This is a genomic window from Streptomyces rubrogriseus (assembly GCF_027947575.1).
In the GTDB taxonomy this organism is placed as follows: domain Bacteria; phylum Actinomycetota; class Actinomycetes; order Streptomycetales; family Streptomycetaceae; genus Streptomyces; species Streptomyces rubrogriseus.
Genome location: NZ_CP116256.1, coordinates 307,890 through 322,299, shown reverse-complemented (window position 1 = coordinate 322,299; position 14,410 = coordinate 307,890). Strand labels below are relative to the sequence as shown.

Here is a 14,410-nt window from a genome sequence, read left to right as displayed (position 1 = left end):
CCTACAGCTATCAAGCCACTACTCTTGGTGAACATGAAAATTGCTTTCGTCGGGAAGGGCGGCAGCGGCAAGACCACCCTGTCCTCCCTGTTCGTCCGCCACCTCGCCGCCACCGGCGCACCCGTCGTCGCGATCGACGCCGACATCAACCAGCACCTGGGGGCAGCGCTGGGTCTCGACGACGCGGAGGCGGCCGGGCTGCCCGCGATGGGCGAGCACCTTTCGCTGATCAAGGACCATCTGCGCGGCACCAACCCGCGCATCTCCTCCGCCGAAAAGATGATCAAGACGACGCCGCCCGGCGAGGGCTCGCGCCTGCTGCGGGTGCGCGAGGACAATCCGGTCTACGACGCCTGCGCCCGGCCGGTGGAACTCGACGGCGGAGCCGTCCGTTTGATGGTCACCGGGCCCTTCACGGACGCCGACCTGGGAGTCGCCTGCTACCACTCAAAGACCGGCGCGGTGGAGCTGTGTCTGAACCACCTGGTCGACGGCCGCGACGAGTACGTCGTGGTGGACATGACCGCCGGCTCGGACTCGTTCGCCTCCGGCATGTTCACTCGCTTCGACATCACGTTCCTCGTCGCCGAGCCGACCCGGAAGGGGGTCTCCGTCTACCGCCAGTACAAGGAGTACGCCCGCGACTTCGGCGTCACCCTGAAGGTCGTCGGCAACAAGGTGCAGGGGCAGGACGACCTCGACTTCCTGCGCGACGAGGTCGGGGACGACCTGCTGGTCACCGTCGGGCACTCGGACTGGGTGCGCGCCATGGAGAAGGGCCGCCCGCCCCGGTTCGAGCTCCTGGAGGAGACCAACGGCCGGGCGCTGCGCACGCTGCACACGGCCGTCGACGCGACGTACGAGCTGCGGGACTGGGCGCGTTACACCCAGCAGATGGTCCACTTCCACCTGAAGAACGCCCACAGTTGGGGCAACGAGCGCACCGGGGACGACCTGGCGGCGCAGGTCGACCCCGGTTTCGTCCTCGGCGAGGAGGTCGCCACCCCGGCGTGACCCGCCGGTCACCGCGACCTCGTACGCCTCGGAGCGGCGCCGGCGGCCCGGCCGCCCTACTGCTTGGCGGCCGGTGCCCCGGGCACACCCTTGGGCGCCGGTGCGGGCGCGGCCGACAGGAAGGACGCCCAGCCCTTCTTCGGAGCCTCACCGACGCCGAGGGTGCGCAGCTTCTTCAGGACCTTGGGGTCCTGGGCGTCCAGCCAGTCCGCGAGTTGCCGGAAGGAGACACAGCGCACCTCCTCCTTGGTGCACACCGTCTCGACGACCTCCTCCACGGCGCGCATGTAGGTGCCGCCGTTCCAGGACTCGAAGTGGTTGCCGATGATCAGCGGCGCGCGGTTCCCGTCGTAGGCCCGCTCGAAGCCCTTGAGCAGGCTGTCACGCATCTGGTCGCCCCAGAACTCGCGCTTGGCGGGGTCGCCCTGGGTGGCGGTGCCCGACTGGTTGACCATGTAGTTGTAGTCCATGGTGAGCTGCTCGTAGGAGTGGCCGGGGAACGGCACGAGCTGCATCGACAGGTCCCACAGGCCCTCCTTCTTCGACGGCCAGACCTGGTTGTTCACCCCGCTGCTGTCGTAGCGGAAGCCCATCTGGCTCGCCGCCTTCGTGAAGTTCTTCTGGCCCTCCAGGCACGGGGTGCGGGCGCCGATCAACTCCTTCTCGTAGTCGAAGGGCAGGGGCGCCGCGTTCTTCATCCCGGTGTTGGTCTTCCAGGTCTTCACGAACTGCTTGGCCTGGCTGATCTCCTCCTTCCACTCCTCGACGGACCACTCGCCGACCCCGCCGCCGGCGCCGCAGAAGTGCCCATTGAAGTGGGTGCCGATCTCGTTGCCCTCCTGCCACGCCAGCCGCAGCTGCTTGACGGTGTCGGCGATGCCCTGTTCGTCGTTGAAGCCGATGTCGGAGCGGCCCGGGGAGTGCTGGGGCGGGCTGTACAGGTCCCGCTTCTCGGTCGGCAGCATGTACACGCCGCTCAGGAAGTACGTCATGGTGGCGTTGTTCTCCTTGGCCACTTCGCGGAAGTGGGAGAACAACTTCTGACTGTCCTCACCCGCACCGTCCCACGAGAACACCACGAACTGCGGGGGCTTCTGACCGGGCTTGAGACGTTCGGGCCGGGGCAGGTGCGGCTGGGCCCCGGTGTACGCGGTGGAACCGTCACCGATCAGCCGGACCGCGTTCTTGGGCGCCGGTGCCGCCTTCCCCTTCTCCTTCTCCGGACCTTGGGTCCCTTCGCCGGAACCGGTGCCGTTGTCGATCGCGCAACCGGCCAGCGACGCGGCGCAGACCGCGGCGACCACGGCGCGCGCGGCCGTCTTGCGGGAGGCCATCCTGCGGGTGGCGGCCATGTCCGCCCACCTTCTTCCTTCTCTCGGGCCAACGCCGACTAGGCGATGTCGGGTGCTGAGCCGGGCCGTGCCGTCAGCGCCGTCAAGGTGACACGGAAATGAGAAGGAATTAGTACGACAAGCCGATGAAATAACCGCTCCACCCGAATGCGCGGGGCGTTACTCCATTCGCGCTAAAAACCTATGCCTCTTCTTTACTCTGAATTACTCTCTATTTACTCGCTGTAATCGAACGGATTCTCAGGAGACAGGAACATGTCAGCCTGCGTCCCCGCCCGCGCCGATTCGGCCCGGACCAAGCACGTCCACCAACCCCACAGCCCGCCGCCCCACGGCCCCCGGCGCTTCCGCGTCGCGGGCGCCGACGTCTCGGCCGCGATCGCGGTCTTCCTGATCGCCCTCCCCCTCTCCCTGGGCATCGCCCTCGCCACCGGCGCCCCCCTCCAGGCCGGCCTCGTCGCCGCCGCGGTGGGCGGGATCGTCGCCGGACGAATCGGCGGCTGCCCGCTCCAGGTCAGCGGCCCCGCCGCCGGGCTCACCGTGGTCACCGCCGACCTCATCCAGCACTACGGGTGGCGTACGACCTGCGCCATCACCGTGTTCGCCGGGATCGCCCAGCTGGGGCTGGGCTGCCTGCGCGTGGCACGCTCGGCGCTCGCCGTGAGCCCCGCCATCGTGCACGGCATGCTCGCCGGCATCGGCGTCACCATCGCCGTCGCCCAGCTGCACATCGTCCTCGGCGGCACCCCCCAGAGCTCCGTGCCCGACAACCTGGTCGCGCTGCCGGCCCAGTTGGCGAACCTCCACCCGGCCGACCTGGCCGTGAGCGTGCTGACCCTGACCCTGCTGCTGCTCTGGCCCCGCATCCCCGGCCGGGCGGGCCAGGTTCTGGGCAAGCTGCCCGCCGCCCTGATCGCCGTCGCGGGTGCCACCGTGGTCGCAGCCCTCACCGGGCTTCGCCTGCCCAAGGTCGACCTGCCGTCCTGGAGCAGCCACGCCCTGGCCTCGCTGCCCGACGGTCCGGTACTCGGTCTCGTCGCCGCCGTCCTCACCACCACGCTGGTGTGCAGCGTGCAGTCCCTGCTCGGCGCGGTCGCCGTCGACAAACTGGTCGCCGCCCGGCCCTCCCTGACCGGCCGCGTCAAGCGCTCCGACCTCGACCGGGAACTGCTCGGTCAGGGTGCCGCCAACATCGTCTCCGGGTCGCTCGGCGGACTGCCCATCGCCGGTGTGGCCGTGCGCAGTTCCGCGAACGTGGCGGCGGGCGCCGTCAGCCGGAACTCCACGATGCTGCACGGCGTTCTCGTAGTGATCGCCGCACTGCTGATGGTCCCGGCCCTGGAGCTCATCCCGCTGGCCTCGCTCGCCGCCCTGGTCATGGCCGTCGGCCTCAAGATGGTGTCGCTGAACCACATCCGCACGGTGACCCGCCACCGTGAGGTGCTGGTCTACGCGGTCACCACCTGCGGCGTGGTGTTCCTCGGCGTCCTGGAGGGCGTCGCACTGGGCATCGCCGTCGCCGTCGGTGTCGCCCTGCACCGGCTCACCCGCACCCGGATCACTCACGACGACACGGAGGGAGTCCATCACGTACATGTACGCGGCCAGTTGACCTTCCTCGCGGTGCCCCGGCTCAGCCGGGTCCTGCACCAGGTGCCCCACGGAGCGGACGCCGTCGTCGAGCTGGACGGGTCGTTCATGGACCACGCGGCGTACGAGACGCTGCAGGACTGGCAGAAGACGCACACCGCCCAGGGCGGCTCCGTCGACATCACCGGCCGCCGGCCCGGCACCCGGATCTCCGAACCGGCCGAGGAGGACGGCTGCCGCTGCCGTCCTTGGACGCCCTGGCGCAACCACCAGTGCGAACACCCGCCGACGGCCCCACCACGCGGCACGGACCGGCAGGCGGCCACCGACGGATCCCCCGCCGGAAGCCTCGGCACCACGACCGGCCCGAACGCACCCGGCACAAGAGAAACAACAGGCGCAACAGACGGGTCCGGTGCCCCCGACGGGCCCAGCGGGCACGAACTCGCCCGCGGCATCAGCGCGTTCCACCGCAACACCGGCCCACTGATGCGCCGTGAGCTGGCCCGGCTGGCCCGGGAGGGACAGCAGCCCTCCCAGCTCTTCCTGACCTGCGCAGACTCACGGGTGGTCACATCGATGATCACCTCCAGCGGTCCCGGCGACCTGTTCGTGGTGCGCAACGTCGGCAACTTCGTGCCGCTGCCCGGCGAGGAGAGCGGCGACGACTCGGTGGCCGCGGCGATCGAGTACGCCGTGGACGTGCTGAAGGTGCGCTCCATCACGGTGTGCGGGCACTCCGGGTGCGGGGCGATGCAGGCACTGCTCGGCGCCGAACACGGTGGTGCGCGCACGCCCCTCCAGCGGTGGCTGCGGCACGGCCTGCCCAGCCTGGAGCGCGCCCTGCCGGACGTCGACGTGGACGGGAACGAGCAGGAGCAGAAGCAGGGGCCCGGTCGCGCCCGCCCCCGGCTGGCCGGACGCGGGGCCGCCGACACGGCCGAGCGGCTGTGCCTGGCCAACGTGGTCCAGCAGCTGGAGCACCTGCGCGCCCACGACTCGGTGGCCCGCGCGCTGGACGCCGGAGACCTGGAGCTGCACGGCATGTACTTCCACGTGGGCGAGGCCCAGTCGTACCTGCTGTCCGAGGACGCGGAAGGCGGCGTGTTCGAGCTGGTGCGGGAGACGAACCTGACCGCCTGACCGCCCGGCAGGACCGTCCGAGCGGTCCCGGGGAACCACGGCGCGGGCGGGTGTGAGCGGCGTTACACACCCTGAACCCCGCGCCGTCGGCGTCCGTGGGTACGGGTGACCACGGACCACAGAGCCACGGAGGAGACACAGCAGGCAGACGGCGACCAGAACAGGTCTAAACCATTTGCCCGTCGACCCTTGTCATCGGCCCCCCGGGTCTGATGAGCTGTGGCCTGGGACACAACGGACAACCCTGAGAAAGGGAGATGTCGTGAGCAACGAATCCTTGGCCAACCTGCTCAAGGAAGAACGCAGGTTCGCACCCCCCGCCGACCTGGCCGCGAACGCCAACGTCACGGCGGAGGCGTACGAACAGGCCAAGGCTGACAGGCTCGGCTTCTGGGCCGAGCAGGCCCGCCGACTGACCTGGGCGAAGGAGCCGACCGAGACGCTCGACTGGTCGAACCCGCCGTTCGCCAAGTGGTTCAAGGACGGCACGCTGAACGTCGCCTACAACTGCGTGGACCGCCACGTGGAGGCCGGCAACGGCGACCGCGTCGCCATCCACTTCGAGGGCGAGTCCGGCGACAGCCGCGCCATCACCTACGCCCAGCTGAAGGACGAGGTCTCCAAGGCCGCCAACGCCCTGCTGGAGCTGGGCGTGCAGAAGGGCGACCGGGTCGCCATCTACATGCCGATGATCCCCGAGACGGCGATCGCGATGCTGGCCTGTGCCCGCATCGGCGCCGCGCACTCGGTCGTCTTCGGCGGCTTCTCCTCGGACGCGCTGGCCACCCGCATCCAGGACGCCGACGCCCGCGTCGTCATCACCGCCGACGGCGGCTACCGGCGCGGCAAGCCGTCGGCGCTCAAGCCGGCCGTCGACGAGGCCGTCGAGCGCGCGGGGATCGTCGAGCACGTGCTCGTCGTCCGCCGCACCGGCCAGGACGTCGCCTGGGACGACTCCCGGGACAAGTGGTGGCACGAGACCGTCGACGGCCAGTCCGCCGAGCACACGCCCGAGGCGTTCGACGCCGAGCACCCGCTGTTCATCCTGTACACGTCCGGCACGACGGGGAAGCCCAAGGGCATCCTGCACACCTCCGGCGGCTACCTCACACAGACGGCGTACACCCACTGGGCGGTCTTCGACCTCAAGCCGGAGACGGACGTCTTCTGGTGCACCGCCGACGTCGGCTGGGTCACCGGACACTCGTACATCGTCTACGGCCCGCTCGCCAACGGCGCGACGCAGGTCATGTACGAGGGCACCCCCGACACCCCGCACCAGGGGCGCTTCTGGGAGATCGTGCAGAAGTACGGCGTGACGATCCTGTACACGGCGCCCACCGCGATCCGGACGTTCATGAAGTGGGGCGACGACATCCCCGCGAAGTTCGACCTGTCCTCGCTGCGCGTCCTCGGCTCGGTCGGCGAGCCGATCAACCCCGAGGCGTGGATCTGGTACCGCAAGAACATCGGCGCGGACGCCACCCCGGTGGTCGACACCTGGTGGCAGACCGAGACCGGCGCGATGATGATCACGCCGCTGCCGGGCGTCACGGAGGCCAAGCCGGGTTCCGCCCAGCGCCCGCTGCCCGGCATCTCCGCCACCGTCGTGGACGACGAGGCCAACGAGGTGCCGAACGGCGGGGGCGGCTACCTGGTGCTCACCGAGCCGTGGCCGTCGATGCTGCGCACCATCTGGGGCGACGACCAGCGGTTCATCGACACCTACTGGTCGCGCTTCGAGGGCAAGTACTTCGCGGGCGACGGCGCCAAGAAGGACGACGACGGCGACATCTGGCTGCTCGGCCGCGTCGACGACGTGATGCTCGTCTCCGGCCACAACATCTCCACCACCGAGGTGGAGTCGGCCCTCGTCTCCCACCCGTCGGTCGCCGAGGCGGCCGTGGTCGGCGCGACGGACGAGACGACCGGACAGGCCATCGTGGCCTTCGTGATCCTGCGCGGCACCACTGCGGAGAGCGAGGACCTGGTCGCCGAGCTGCGCAACCACGTCGGTGCCACGCTCGGTCCGATCGCCAAGCCCAAGCGGATCCTGCCGGTCTCGGAGCTGCCGAAGACCCGCTCCGGCAAGATCATGCGGCGCCTGCTGCGGGACGTCGCGGAGAACCGCCAGGTCGGCGACGTCACGACGCTGGCGGACTCGACGGTCATGGACCTCATCCAGACGAAGCTTCCGGCCGCGCCCAGCGAGGACTGAGCCGGCCGCAGGCACCCCGAGGGCACCCGGCGCCGGACGCGCGCCGGGTGCCCTCGCCCTGTGCGGCATCCGGGGCCCGGGTAAGCTGGACGGAACGTAAGAGAATCATCAAGATCCTCATGGTGCGCCGGGAAGTCTGGTCGGCATGTGTTCCGTGCTGCCCACCGACCGGAGGTTCTCCTCGTGACCGCGCCCCGCACCCCCCGCAAAGCCTTCGGACGGCTGTCCCTGCCGGAGCGCACCTACATCGCGGACGCGCTGCGCACCGAGACCGTCGGTGGCGTCCTGTTGCTCGTCGCCGCGATCGCCGCCCTGGTGTGGGCGAACATTCCGGCGCTGCACGACAGCTACGAGAGCGTCAGCCACTTCCACTTCGGCCCCGCGGCGCTCGGCCTGAACCTGTCGGTCGCACACTGGGCCGCCGACGGGCTCCTCGCGGTCTTCTTCTTCGTCGCCGGCATCGAACTCAAACGCGAACTGGTCGCCGGTGACCTGAAGGATCCCAAGGCCGCCGCGCTCCCGGTGGTGGCAGCGCTGTGCGGCATGGTCGTACCGGCGGTCGTCTACACCGTCACCAACACCGCGGGCGGCGGCTCCCTGTCCGGCTGGGCCGTGCCGACCGCCACCGACATCGCCTTCGCGCTCGCCGTACTCGCCGTCATCGGCACGTCGCTGCCGAGCGCCCTGCGCGCCTTCCTCCTGACCCTCGCGGTCGTCGACGACCTGTTCGCCATCCTGATCATCGCGGTCTTCTTCACCGACGGTCTCAACTTCGCCGCGCTCGGCGGCGCGGTCGTCGGGCTCGTCGTCTTCTGGCTGCTGCTCCGCAAGGGCGTGCGCGGCTGGTACGTGTACGTCCCGCTCGGGCTGGTGATCTGGGGCCTGATGTACAACAGCGGCGTCCACGCCACCATCGCCGGTGTCGCGATGGGCCTGATGCTGCGCTGCCACACGCGCGAGGGCGAGGACCACTCACCCGGCGAGCACATCGAACACCTGGTGCGTCCGCTGTCGGCGGGCCTGGCGGTGCCGCTGTTCGCCCTGTTCAGCGCGGGTGTGGCCATCTCCGGCGGGGCGCTGGCCGACGTCTTCACCAAGCCGGAGACCCTCGGTGTGGTGCTCGGGCTCGTCGTCGGCAAGACGCTGGGCATCTTCGGCGGCACCTGGCTGACCTCACGCTTCACCAGGGCCTCGCTCAGCGACGACCTCCAGTGGGCCGACGTGTTCGCGGTGGCGACCCTGGCCGGCATCGGGTTCACCGTCTCGCTGCTCATCGGCGAGCTGGCCTTCGAGGACGACGCGGCGATGACCGACCAGGTCAAGGCCGCCGTCCTGACCGGCTCGCTGATCGCGGCCGCCCTGGCCACGGTGCTGCTGAAGATACGGAACGCGAAGTACCGGGGGATGGTCGCGGAGGAGGAGCGCGACGACGACCTCAGCGGTGTCCCCGACATCTACGAGGAGGACGACCCCGCGTACCACCTGCGGGTGGCCGCCGTCTATGAGAAGAAGGCCGCCGAGCACCGCCGGATCGCCCAGGAGATGGAGTCGGCGCGGCTTGCCGAAGTGGCGGGCGGGGCAGGCGATGAGGGCGACGGTCCGGCATGATCTGACGAGACGGTACAAAAGACGGGGCCGTACGCAGTCGAGCGGACACGGGCCGGGCCGGACACGGCCGGGCCGAGGACGACACGACGCCACGGAACCGTACGCAGAAGAGCCAGCAGAAGAGGGAGACCGCGATGAGCGCACCCGACGGCAGCCCGGTCGGCACCGAACGCAGCATCGGCCAGCTGTTCGCCTCGGCGACCACCGAAATGTCGGCGCTCGTGCACGACGAGATCGCGCTGGCGAAGGCGCAGCTGAAGACGGACGTCAAGCGCGGGGCCACCAGCGGCGGCGCCCTGTCCGCCGCGGGGCTGGTCCTGCTCTTCTCGCTGCCGATGCTGAGCTTCGCACTGGCCTACGGCATCCGGACCTGGAGCGGCTGGAACATGGCGCTCTGCTTCCTGCTGTCGTTCGCCGCGAACGTGCTGGTCGCGATCGTCCTCGCACTGATCGGCGTCGTCTTCATGAAGAAGGCCAAGAAGGGCCGCGGCCCGCAGAAGGTCGCCGCCTCGGTGAAGCAGTCGGCGGGCGTGCTCCAGAACGCCAAGCCGCACCCCCGCCCGGAACTGCCCGCGGACCGGTCCCCCGAAGCGATCGAGGCTGTGGCACGCTCGTCCTCATGACGGGCTCCAGCACACCTCCGGGGCAATCCCCCTCGCCGCAGCACCCCAACCCCACCTCGGTCGTGCGCCTCGGCATCCCGGGCGGACCCGAGGTGACCCACCGGGACGTCGCGGCCAACGGCGCCCGCTTCCACATCGCCGAGCTGGGTGACGGGCCGCTGGTGCTGCTGCTGCACGGCTTCCCGCAGTTCTGGTGGACCTGGCGGCACCAGCTGGTGGCGCTCGCCGACGCCGGTTTCCGCGCGGTCGCCATGGACCTGCGCGGCGTCGGCGGCAGCGACCGGACCCCGCGCGGTTACGACCCCGCGGGCCTCGCGCTCGACATCACCGGCGTGATCCGCTCGCTCGGCGAGCCGGACGCCGCGCTGGTCGGTCACGACCTCGGCGGCTACCTGGCCTGGACGGCCGCCGCGATGCGGCCCAAGCTCGTACGACGGCTCGCGGTGTCCTCCATGCCGCACCCCAGGCGCTGGCGCTCGGCCATGCTCGGGGACGTCCGCCAGAGCCGGGCGGGCTCCTACATCTGGGGTTTCCAGCGGCCCTGGGTGCCGGAGCGTCAACTGACCGCGGACGACGGCGCGCTGGTCGGCCGGCTGCTCCACGACTGGTCCGGGCCGCGGCTGCTCGACGACGAGGCGGTGACGGCGTACCGGCGTGCCATGTGCATCCCCTCCACGGCGCACTGCTCGGTCGAGCCGTACCGCTGGCTGGTGCGCTCCCTGGCCCGCCCGGACGGCATCCAGTTCTACCGCCGGATGAAGCGGCCGGTGCGCGTGCCGACCCTGCACCTGCACGGCTCCCTGGACCCCGTGATGCGGACGCGGAGCGCGGCCGGGTCGGGGCAGTACGTCGAAGCGCCCTACCGCTGGCGGCTGTTCGACGGGCTCGGACACTTCCCGCACGAAGAGGATCCGGTCGCCTTCTCGACCGAACTGATCAACTGGCTGAAGGATCCCGAACCCGATCGATGACGGTTCAGCGATCGTTCGGTGAGCGATCGGTCAGCGTTCGGTCACCGAACGGAAGCACCCGGTATCCGAATCGGAACGCTCGTCCTATGAACGGCCACTTGCCCGGCGCATAGGCCAATTGGGGGCGCCGGGAACGGTTATCGACCTTGGGGCGGGGGCACACGTCCGGGTATGGGCTGGACGCACGACTACAGTGACGTAGCACGCGACGGCCGCTCCACGAGCGGCGTGAGCAGCACCCACCGACGCGGCGGCACCCCGCAACTCGCGGGTGCGGACCTTCGGGTGGGCATTCCGCGCATCCTGCGCCGCCGGGCCCGCTGGGTCTCCGTACGCCTGCGCCATCCACGGACCTGAGACACGCCGCACCGGCGCCCCCGTGCACGGGCCTGCCCGGACGCGGGGCTAGAGCGCGCAGCTGTCGCTGTCCACCTGCTGACTGGCGGTGCGGCCCTTGCTGATGTCCTCGCGGATCTCGTCCGCGGTGAGCGCGTAACCGGTGTCGGGGTCGTCCAGGGACTTGGCGAAGACCACGCCGTACACCTCGCCCTCCGGCGTCAGCAGCGGGCCACCGGAGTTGCCCTGACGGACGGTCGCGTACAGCGAGTAGACGTCCCGGCGGACGGTGTCGCGGTGGTAGATGTCCGGTCCGTTGGCCGTGATGCGCCCGCGGACCCGCGCGGCACGGACGTCGTACGCCCCGTTCTCCGGGAAGCCCGCGACGATCGCGTCGTCGTCGCCCCGCGCGTCCTCGTCCTCGCCGGTGAACCGCAGCGCGGGCGCGTCCAGTTCCGGCACGTCCAGTACGGCGATGTCGCGCCGCCAGTCGTAGAGGACGACCGTCGCGTCGTACTTCCGGCCCTCGCCGCCTATCTGCACCGTGGGCTCGTCGACGCCGCCCACGACATGCGCGTTGGTCATGACCCGGCGGTCGGCGAAGACGAACCCGGTGCCCTCGAGGACCTTGCCGCAGTCGGGGGCGGTGCCCATGACCTTGACGATGGAGCGCTTGGCGGTGACGGCGACCGGGCTGTTCACCAGCGCGGGGTCGGGCGGCGGCGTGTCGAGGACCGGCTCGTTGGAGAACGGGCTGAAGACCTGCGGGAAGCCGTTCTCCGCGAGGACCGAGGTGAAGCTGTCGAACCAGGTGTCGGCCTGCGCGGGCAGCACCTCCTGCACCCCCGCCAGCACCGTGGACTGCCGCACCTCCTTGCCGACCGTCGGCATCGTGGTCCGCGCGAGGGCGGAGCCGAGCAGCCAGGCGACCAGGAGCATGGCCACGACGTTGACCAGGGCGCCGCCGGTGGCGTCCAGGGCGCGGGCCGGGGACCACGTGATGTAGCGGCGCAGCTTGTTGCCCAGATGGGTCGTCAGGGCCTGGCCGACGGAGGCGCACACGATGACGATGACGACCGCGACGACGGCGGCGGTCTGACTCACCTCCGCGTTGTCCGTCAACGCGTCCCAGATCACCGGCAGCAGATAGACGGCGACGAGACCGCCGCCGAGGAAGCCGATCACCGACAGGATGCCGACGACGAAGCCCTGCCGGAAGCCGACGATCGCGAACCAGACGGCGGCCAGCAGCAACAGGATGTCCAGCACGTTCACTGATTCAGGCCTCGCCTTGTCGTCTGCGGTACGCAGGCCACCCTGTCATGCGCGCCAGTCCAGCGGGACCTGCTTCTCCCGGTCCCAGGGCCGCTCCCAGCCCGCGAAGTGCAGCAAACGGTCGATGATGCCGGCGGTGAAGCCCCACACGAGCGCCGATTCGACCAGGAATGCCGGACCCCGGTGCCCGCTGGGGTGGATGGTCGTCACCCTGTTGGCGGGATCCGTGAGATCGGCCACGGGGACCGTGAAGACGCGTGCGGTCTCGGCCGGGTCCACGACACCGACCGGGGTGGGCTCGCGCCACCAGGCCAGCACCGGGGAGACGACGAAACCGCTCACCGGGATGTAGAGCTTGGGCAGCACCCCGAAGAGCTGGACGCCGGCCGGGTCGAGTCCGGTCTCCTCTTCCGCCTCGCGCAGGGCGGCCCGCAACGGGCCGTCACCGCGCGGATCACCGTCCTCCGGGTCCAGGGCGCCGCCCGGGAAGGCGGGCTGGCCGGGGTGGGAGCGCAGGGAGCCGGCCCGCTCCATGAGCAGCAGCTCCGGGCCCCGGCCGGCCTCCTCGCCGCCCTCGCCCGCGCGCGTGCCGTCGCCGAACAGGATCAGGACGGCGGACTGGCGGCCGGCGCCGTCCGCCGGCGGCAGGAAGCGGCTCAGCTGGGTCGGCCGGACCGTCTCGACGGCCCGCACCACCGGGTCCAGCCAGCCCGGCAGACCCTCCTTGCTGAGCAGCGCGCCCCGAGTGCGGTCCCTCGCGGGACCCTGAGTGTCGCTCGCCCGTGTCATCGCCACCCCCGTCCTGCAGACTCCAACGCCCCGAGCCCCCGAGATCGTTCCGTCACCCGGCCCCCAGCGGCGGCGCCGGCTTCCCGCCCGCGTCCAGGTAGGCCTGCGGGGGCTTCAGCCGCTGCCCCGGGAAGCCGCCCTTCTCGTACTTCAGCAGCTTCTTCGCCTTCTCCGGGTCCGTCTCGCCCTCGCCGTACGCCGGGCACAGCGGGGCGATGGGGCAGGCGCCGCAGGCCGGCTTGCGGGCGTGGCAGATGCGGCGGCCGTGCCAGATGACGTGGTGGGAGAGGTCGGTCCAGTCGCTCTTCGGGAAGAGCGCGCCGACGGCGGCCTCGATCTTGTCCGGGTCGGTCTCCTCGGTCCAGCGCCAGCGGCGCACCAGGCGCTGGAAGTGCGTGTCCACGGTGATGCCGGGGCGGCCGAAGGCGTTGCCGAGCACGACGAAGGCGGTCTTGCGGCCGACGCCGGGCAGTTTGACGAGGTCTTCGAGGCGCCCGGGGACCTCGCCGCCGAAGTCCTCCGTGAGCGCCTTGGACAGCCCTATGACCGACTTGGTCTTGGCCCGGAAGAAGCCGGTCGGACGCAGGATCTCCTCGACCTCCTCGGGGACGGCGGCGGCCAGGTCCTCGGGGGTCGGGTACTTGGCGAAGAGGGCGGGCGTCGTCTGGTTGACCCTGAGGTCGGTGGTCTGGGCGGACAGCACCGTGGCCACGACCAGCTGGAACGGGTTCTCGAAGTCCAGCTCCGGGTGGGCGTACGGGTAGACCTCGGCGAGCTCCCGGTCGATACGGCGGGCGCGGCGCACCAGCGCGGTGCGCGACTCGCCGCGCGGCGGCTTAGGGGCGACGGTCTTCGCCGGGGCGACGCCCTTGACGGCGGCGGTGGCCTTCCCCGGGGCGACGGCGGGCTTCTTGGCGGGCGCCTGCCTCTTGACGGGCGGGACCTGCTTCGCGGCGGCCGCCTTGGCGCCCGTCTTGCCGGCGGTCTTCTTGGCCGCCGCCGTCTCCTTCGCCGCGGTCTTCTTGGCCGCCGTCTTCTTCGCCTCGGTCTCCTTGGCCGCCGTCTTCTTCGCGGCGCTCTTCTTCGCGGCGGACTTCCTACTCGCGTTCGCTGCGGTCTTCTTACTCGCGGCGCTCTTCTCCACGGCACCCTTCTCCGCAGTCACCCTCTTGGCAGGCACTGCCTTCTTTGTCGCTTTCGCCGTTTTCCTACCGCCATCGGGACCCTGTTCGCCCACAGCGGAATCGCGATGTGCACTCACCCGCGCAGCCCCCTCGGCCTGTGCTCTCACCGGCGATTTGGACACCCGGCCAGCCTACGACCCGGCACCGACATCCGCCCCGGACCTCGAAGACCGGCGCCCAATTGGACCCCTGCCGCGTACCCCGGGACATCAGTGCGGCATCCTTGTGACAGATCACACTGTTTGGACTGTCCGGCAAAATGGGCACCACGGACCCCTGGTACACCGGGGGAACAAGATCCTCTGAG

At 70.5% G+C, this 14,410-nt stretch carries 11 protein-coding genes; 7 read left to right on the top strand and 4 right to left on the bottom strand.

Features of this window, described 5'->3' with window-relative positions; genetic code table 11:
• Nucleotides 1-33 precede the first annotated feature (33 nt).
• A complete protein-coding gene (locus Sru02f_RS01525) occupies nucleotides 34-1,014 on the top strand; it encodes an ATP-binding protein (RefSeq protein ID WP_167469289.1) in 981 nt (326 codons plus the stop codon).
• Between the two features lie 56 nt (nucleotides 1,015-1,070).
• Here Sru02f_RS01525 and Sru02f_RS01520 read toward each other — a convergent pair whose 3' ends face one another.
• Nucleotides 1,071-2,366 carry a polysaccharide deacetylase family protein gene (locus tag Sru02f_RS01520; RefSeq protein WP_109029400.1) on the bottom strand — a complete coding sequence of 432 codons (1,296 nt, stop codon included), beginning with the start codon at nucleotides 2,364-2,366 and terminating at the stop codon, nucleotides 1,071-1,073.
• A gap of 255 nt (nucleotides 2,367-2,621) precedes the next feature.
• Here Sru02f_RS01520 and Sru02f_RS01515 point away from each other — a divergent pair, with 255 nt between their 5' ends.
• The 6 genes from Sru02f_RS01515 to Sru02f_RS01490 all read left to right on the top strand — a co-directional run bounded on the left by Sru02f_RS01515 (nucleotide 2,622) and on the right by Sru02f_RS01490 (nucleotide 10,876).
• On the top strand, nucleotides 2,622-5,099 hold the full coding sequence (locus Sru02f_RS01515; RefSeq protein ID WP_109029399.1) for a SulP family inorganic anion transporter: 2,478 nt from the start codon (nucleotides 2,622-2,624) through the stop codon (nucleotides 5,097-5,099).
• 262 nt (nucleotides 5,100-5,361) lie between these two features.
• Nucleotides 5,362-7,317 (top strand): acetate--CoA ligase, encoded by a 1,956-nt coding sequence (gene acs / locus Sru02f_RS01510; protein WP_109029398.1) that lies wholly within the window; start codon nucleotides 5,362-5,364, stop codon nucleotides 7,315-7,317.
• A 183-nt stretch (nucleotides 7,318-7,500) separates the two neighbouring features.
• A complete protein-coding gene (nhaA, locus tag Sru02f_RS01505; RefSeq protein WP_109029397.1) occupies nucleotides 7,501-8,925 on the top strand; it encodes a Na+/H+ antiporter NhaA in 1,425 nt (474 codons plus the stop codon).
• Nucleotides 8,926-9,059: 134 nt separating this feature from the next.
• Nucleotides 9,060-9,548 carry a phage holin family protein gene (locus Sru02f_RS01500; protein ID WP_109029396.1) on the top strand — a complete coding sequence of 163 codons (489 nt, stop codon included), beginning with the start codon at nucleotides 9,060-9,062 and terminating at the stop codon, nucleotides 9,546-9,548.
• The gene (locus Sru02f_RS01495) at nucleotides 9,545-10,519 is read left to right on the top strand and encodes an alpha/beta fold hydrolase (RefSeq protein WP_109029395.1); all 975 of its coding nucleotides are present in this window, start codon (nucleotides 9,545-9,547) and stop codon (nucleotides 10,517-10,519) included. The genes Sru02f_RS01500 and Sru02f_RS01495 overlap by 4 nt, the downstream gene beginning before the upstream one ends.
• A 171-nt stretch (nucleotides 10,520-10,690) precedes the next feature.
• Nucleotides 10,691-10,876: a hypothetical protein gene (locus Sru02f_RS01490; RefSeq protein WP_078582024.1), complete on the top strand. Its 186-nt coding sequence runs from the start codon at nucleotides 10,691-10,693 to the stop codon at nucleotides 10,874-10,876.
• A 48-nt stretch (nucleotides 10,877-10,924) separates the two neighbouring features.
• Here Sru02f_RS01490 and Sru02f_RS01485 read toward each other — a convergent pair whose 3' ends face one another.
• The 3 genes from Sru02f_RS01485 to nth are packed head-to-tail and all read right to left on the bottom strand — an operon-like array spanning nucleotide 10,925 to nucleotide 14,063.
• Entirely contained in the window at nucleotides 10,925-12,130 is a 1,206-nt protein-coding gene (locus tag Sru02f_RS01485; protein ID WP_109029394.1) for a MarP family serine protease, read from the bottom strand.
• Between the two features lie 45 nt (nucleotides 12,131-12,175).
• Nucleotides 12,176-12,919 (bottom strand): NUDIX hydrolase, encoded by a 744-nt coding sequence (locus Sru02f_RS01480; RefSeq protein ID WP_109029393.1) that lies wholly within the window; start codon nucleotides 12,917-12,919, stop codon nucleotides 12,176-12,178.
• A 52-nt stretch (nucleotides 12,920-12,971) separates the two neighbouring features.
• Nucleotides 12,972-14,063: an endonuclease III gene (gene nth, locus Sru02f_RS01475; RefSeq protein ID WP_167469288.1), complete on the bottom strand. Its 1,092-nt coding sequence runs from the start codon at nucleotides 14,061-14,063 to the stop codon at nucleotides 12,972-12,974.
• Between the last annotated feature and the right edge of the window lie 347 nt (nucleotides 14,064-14,410).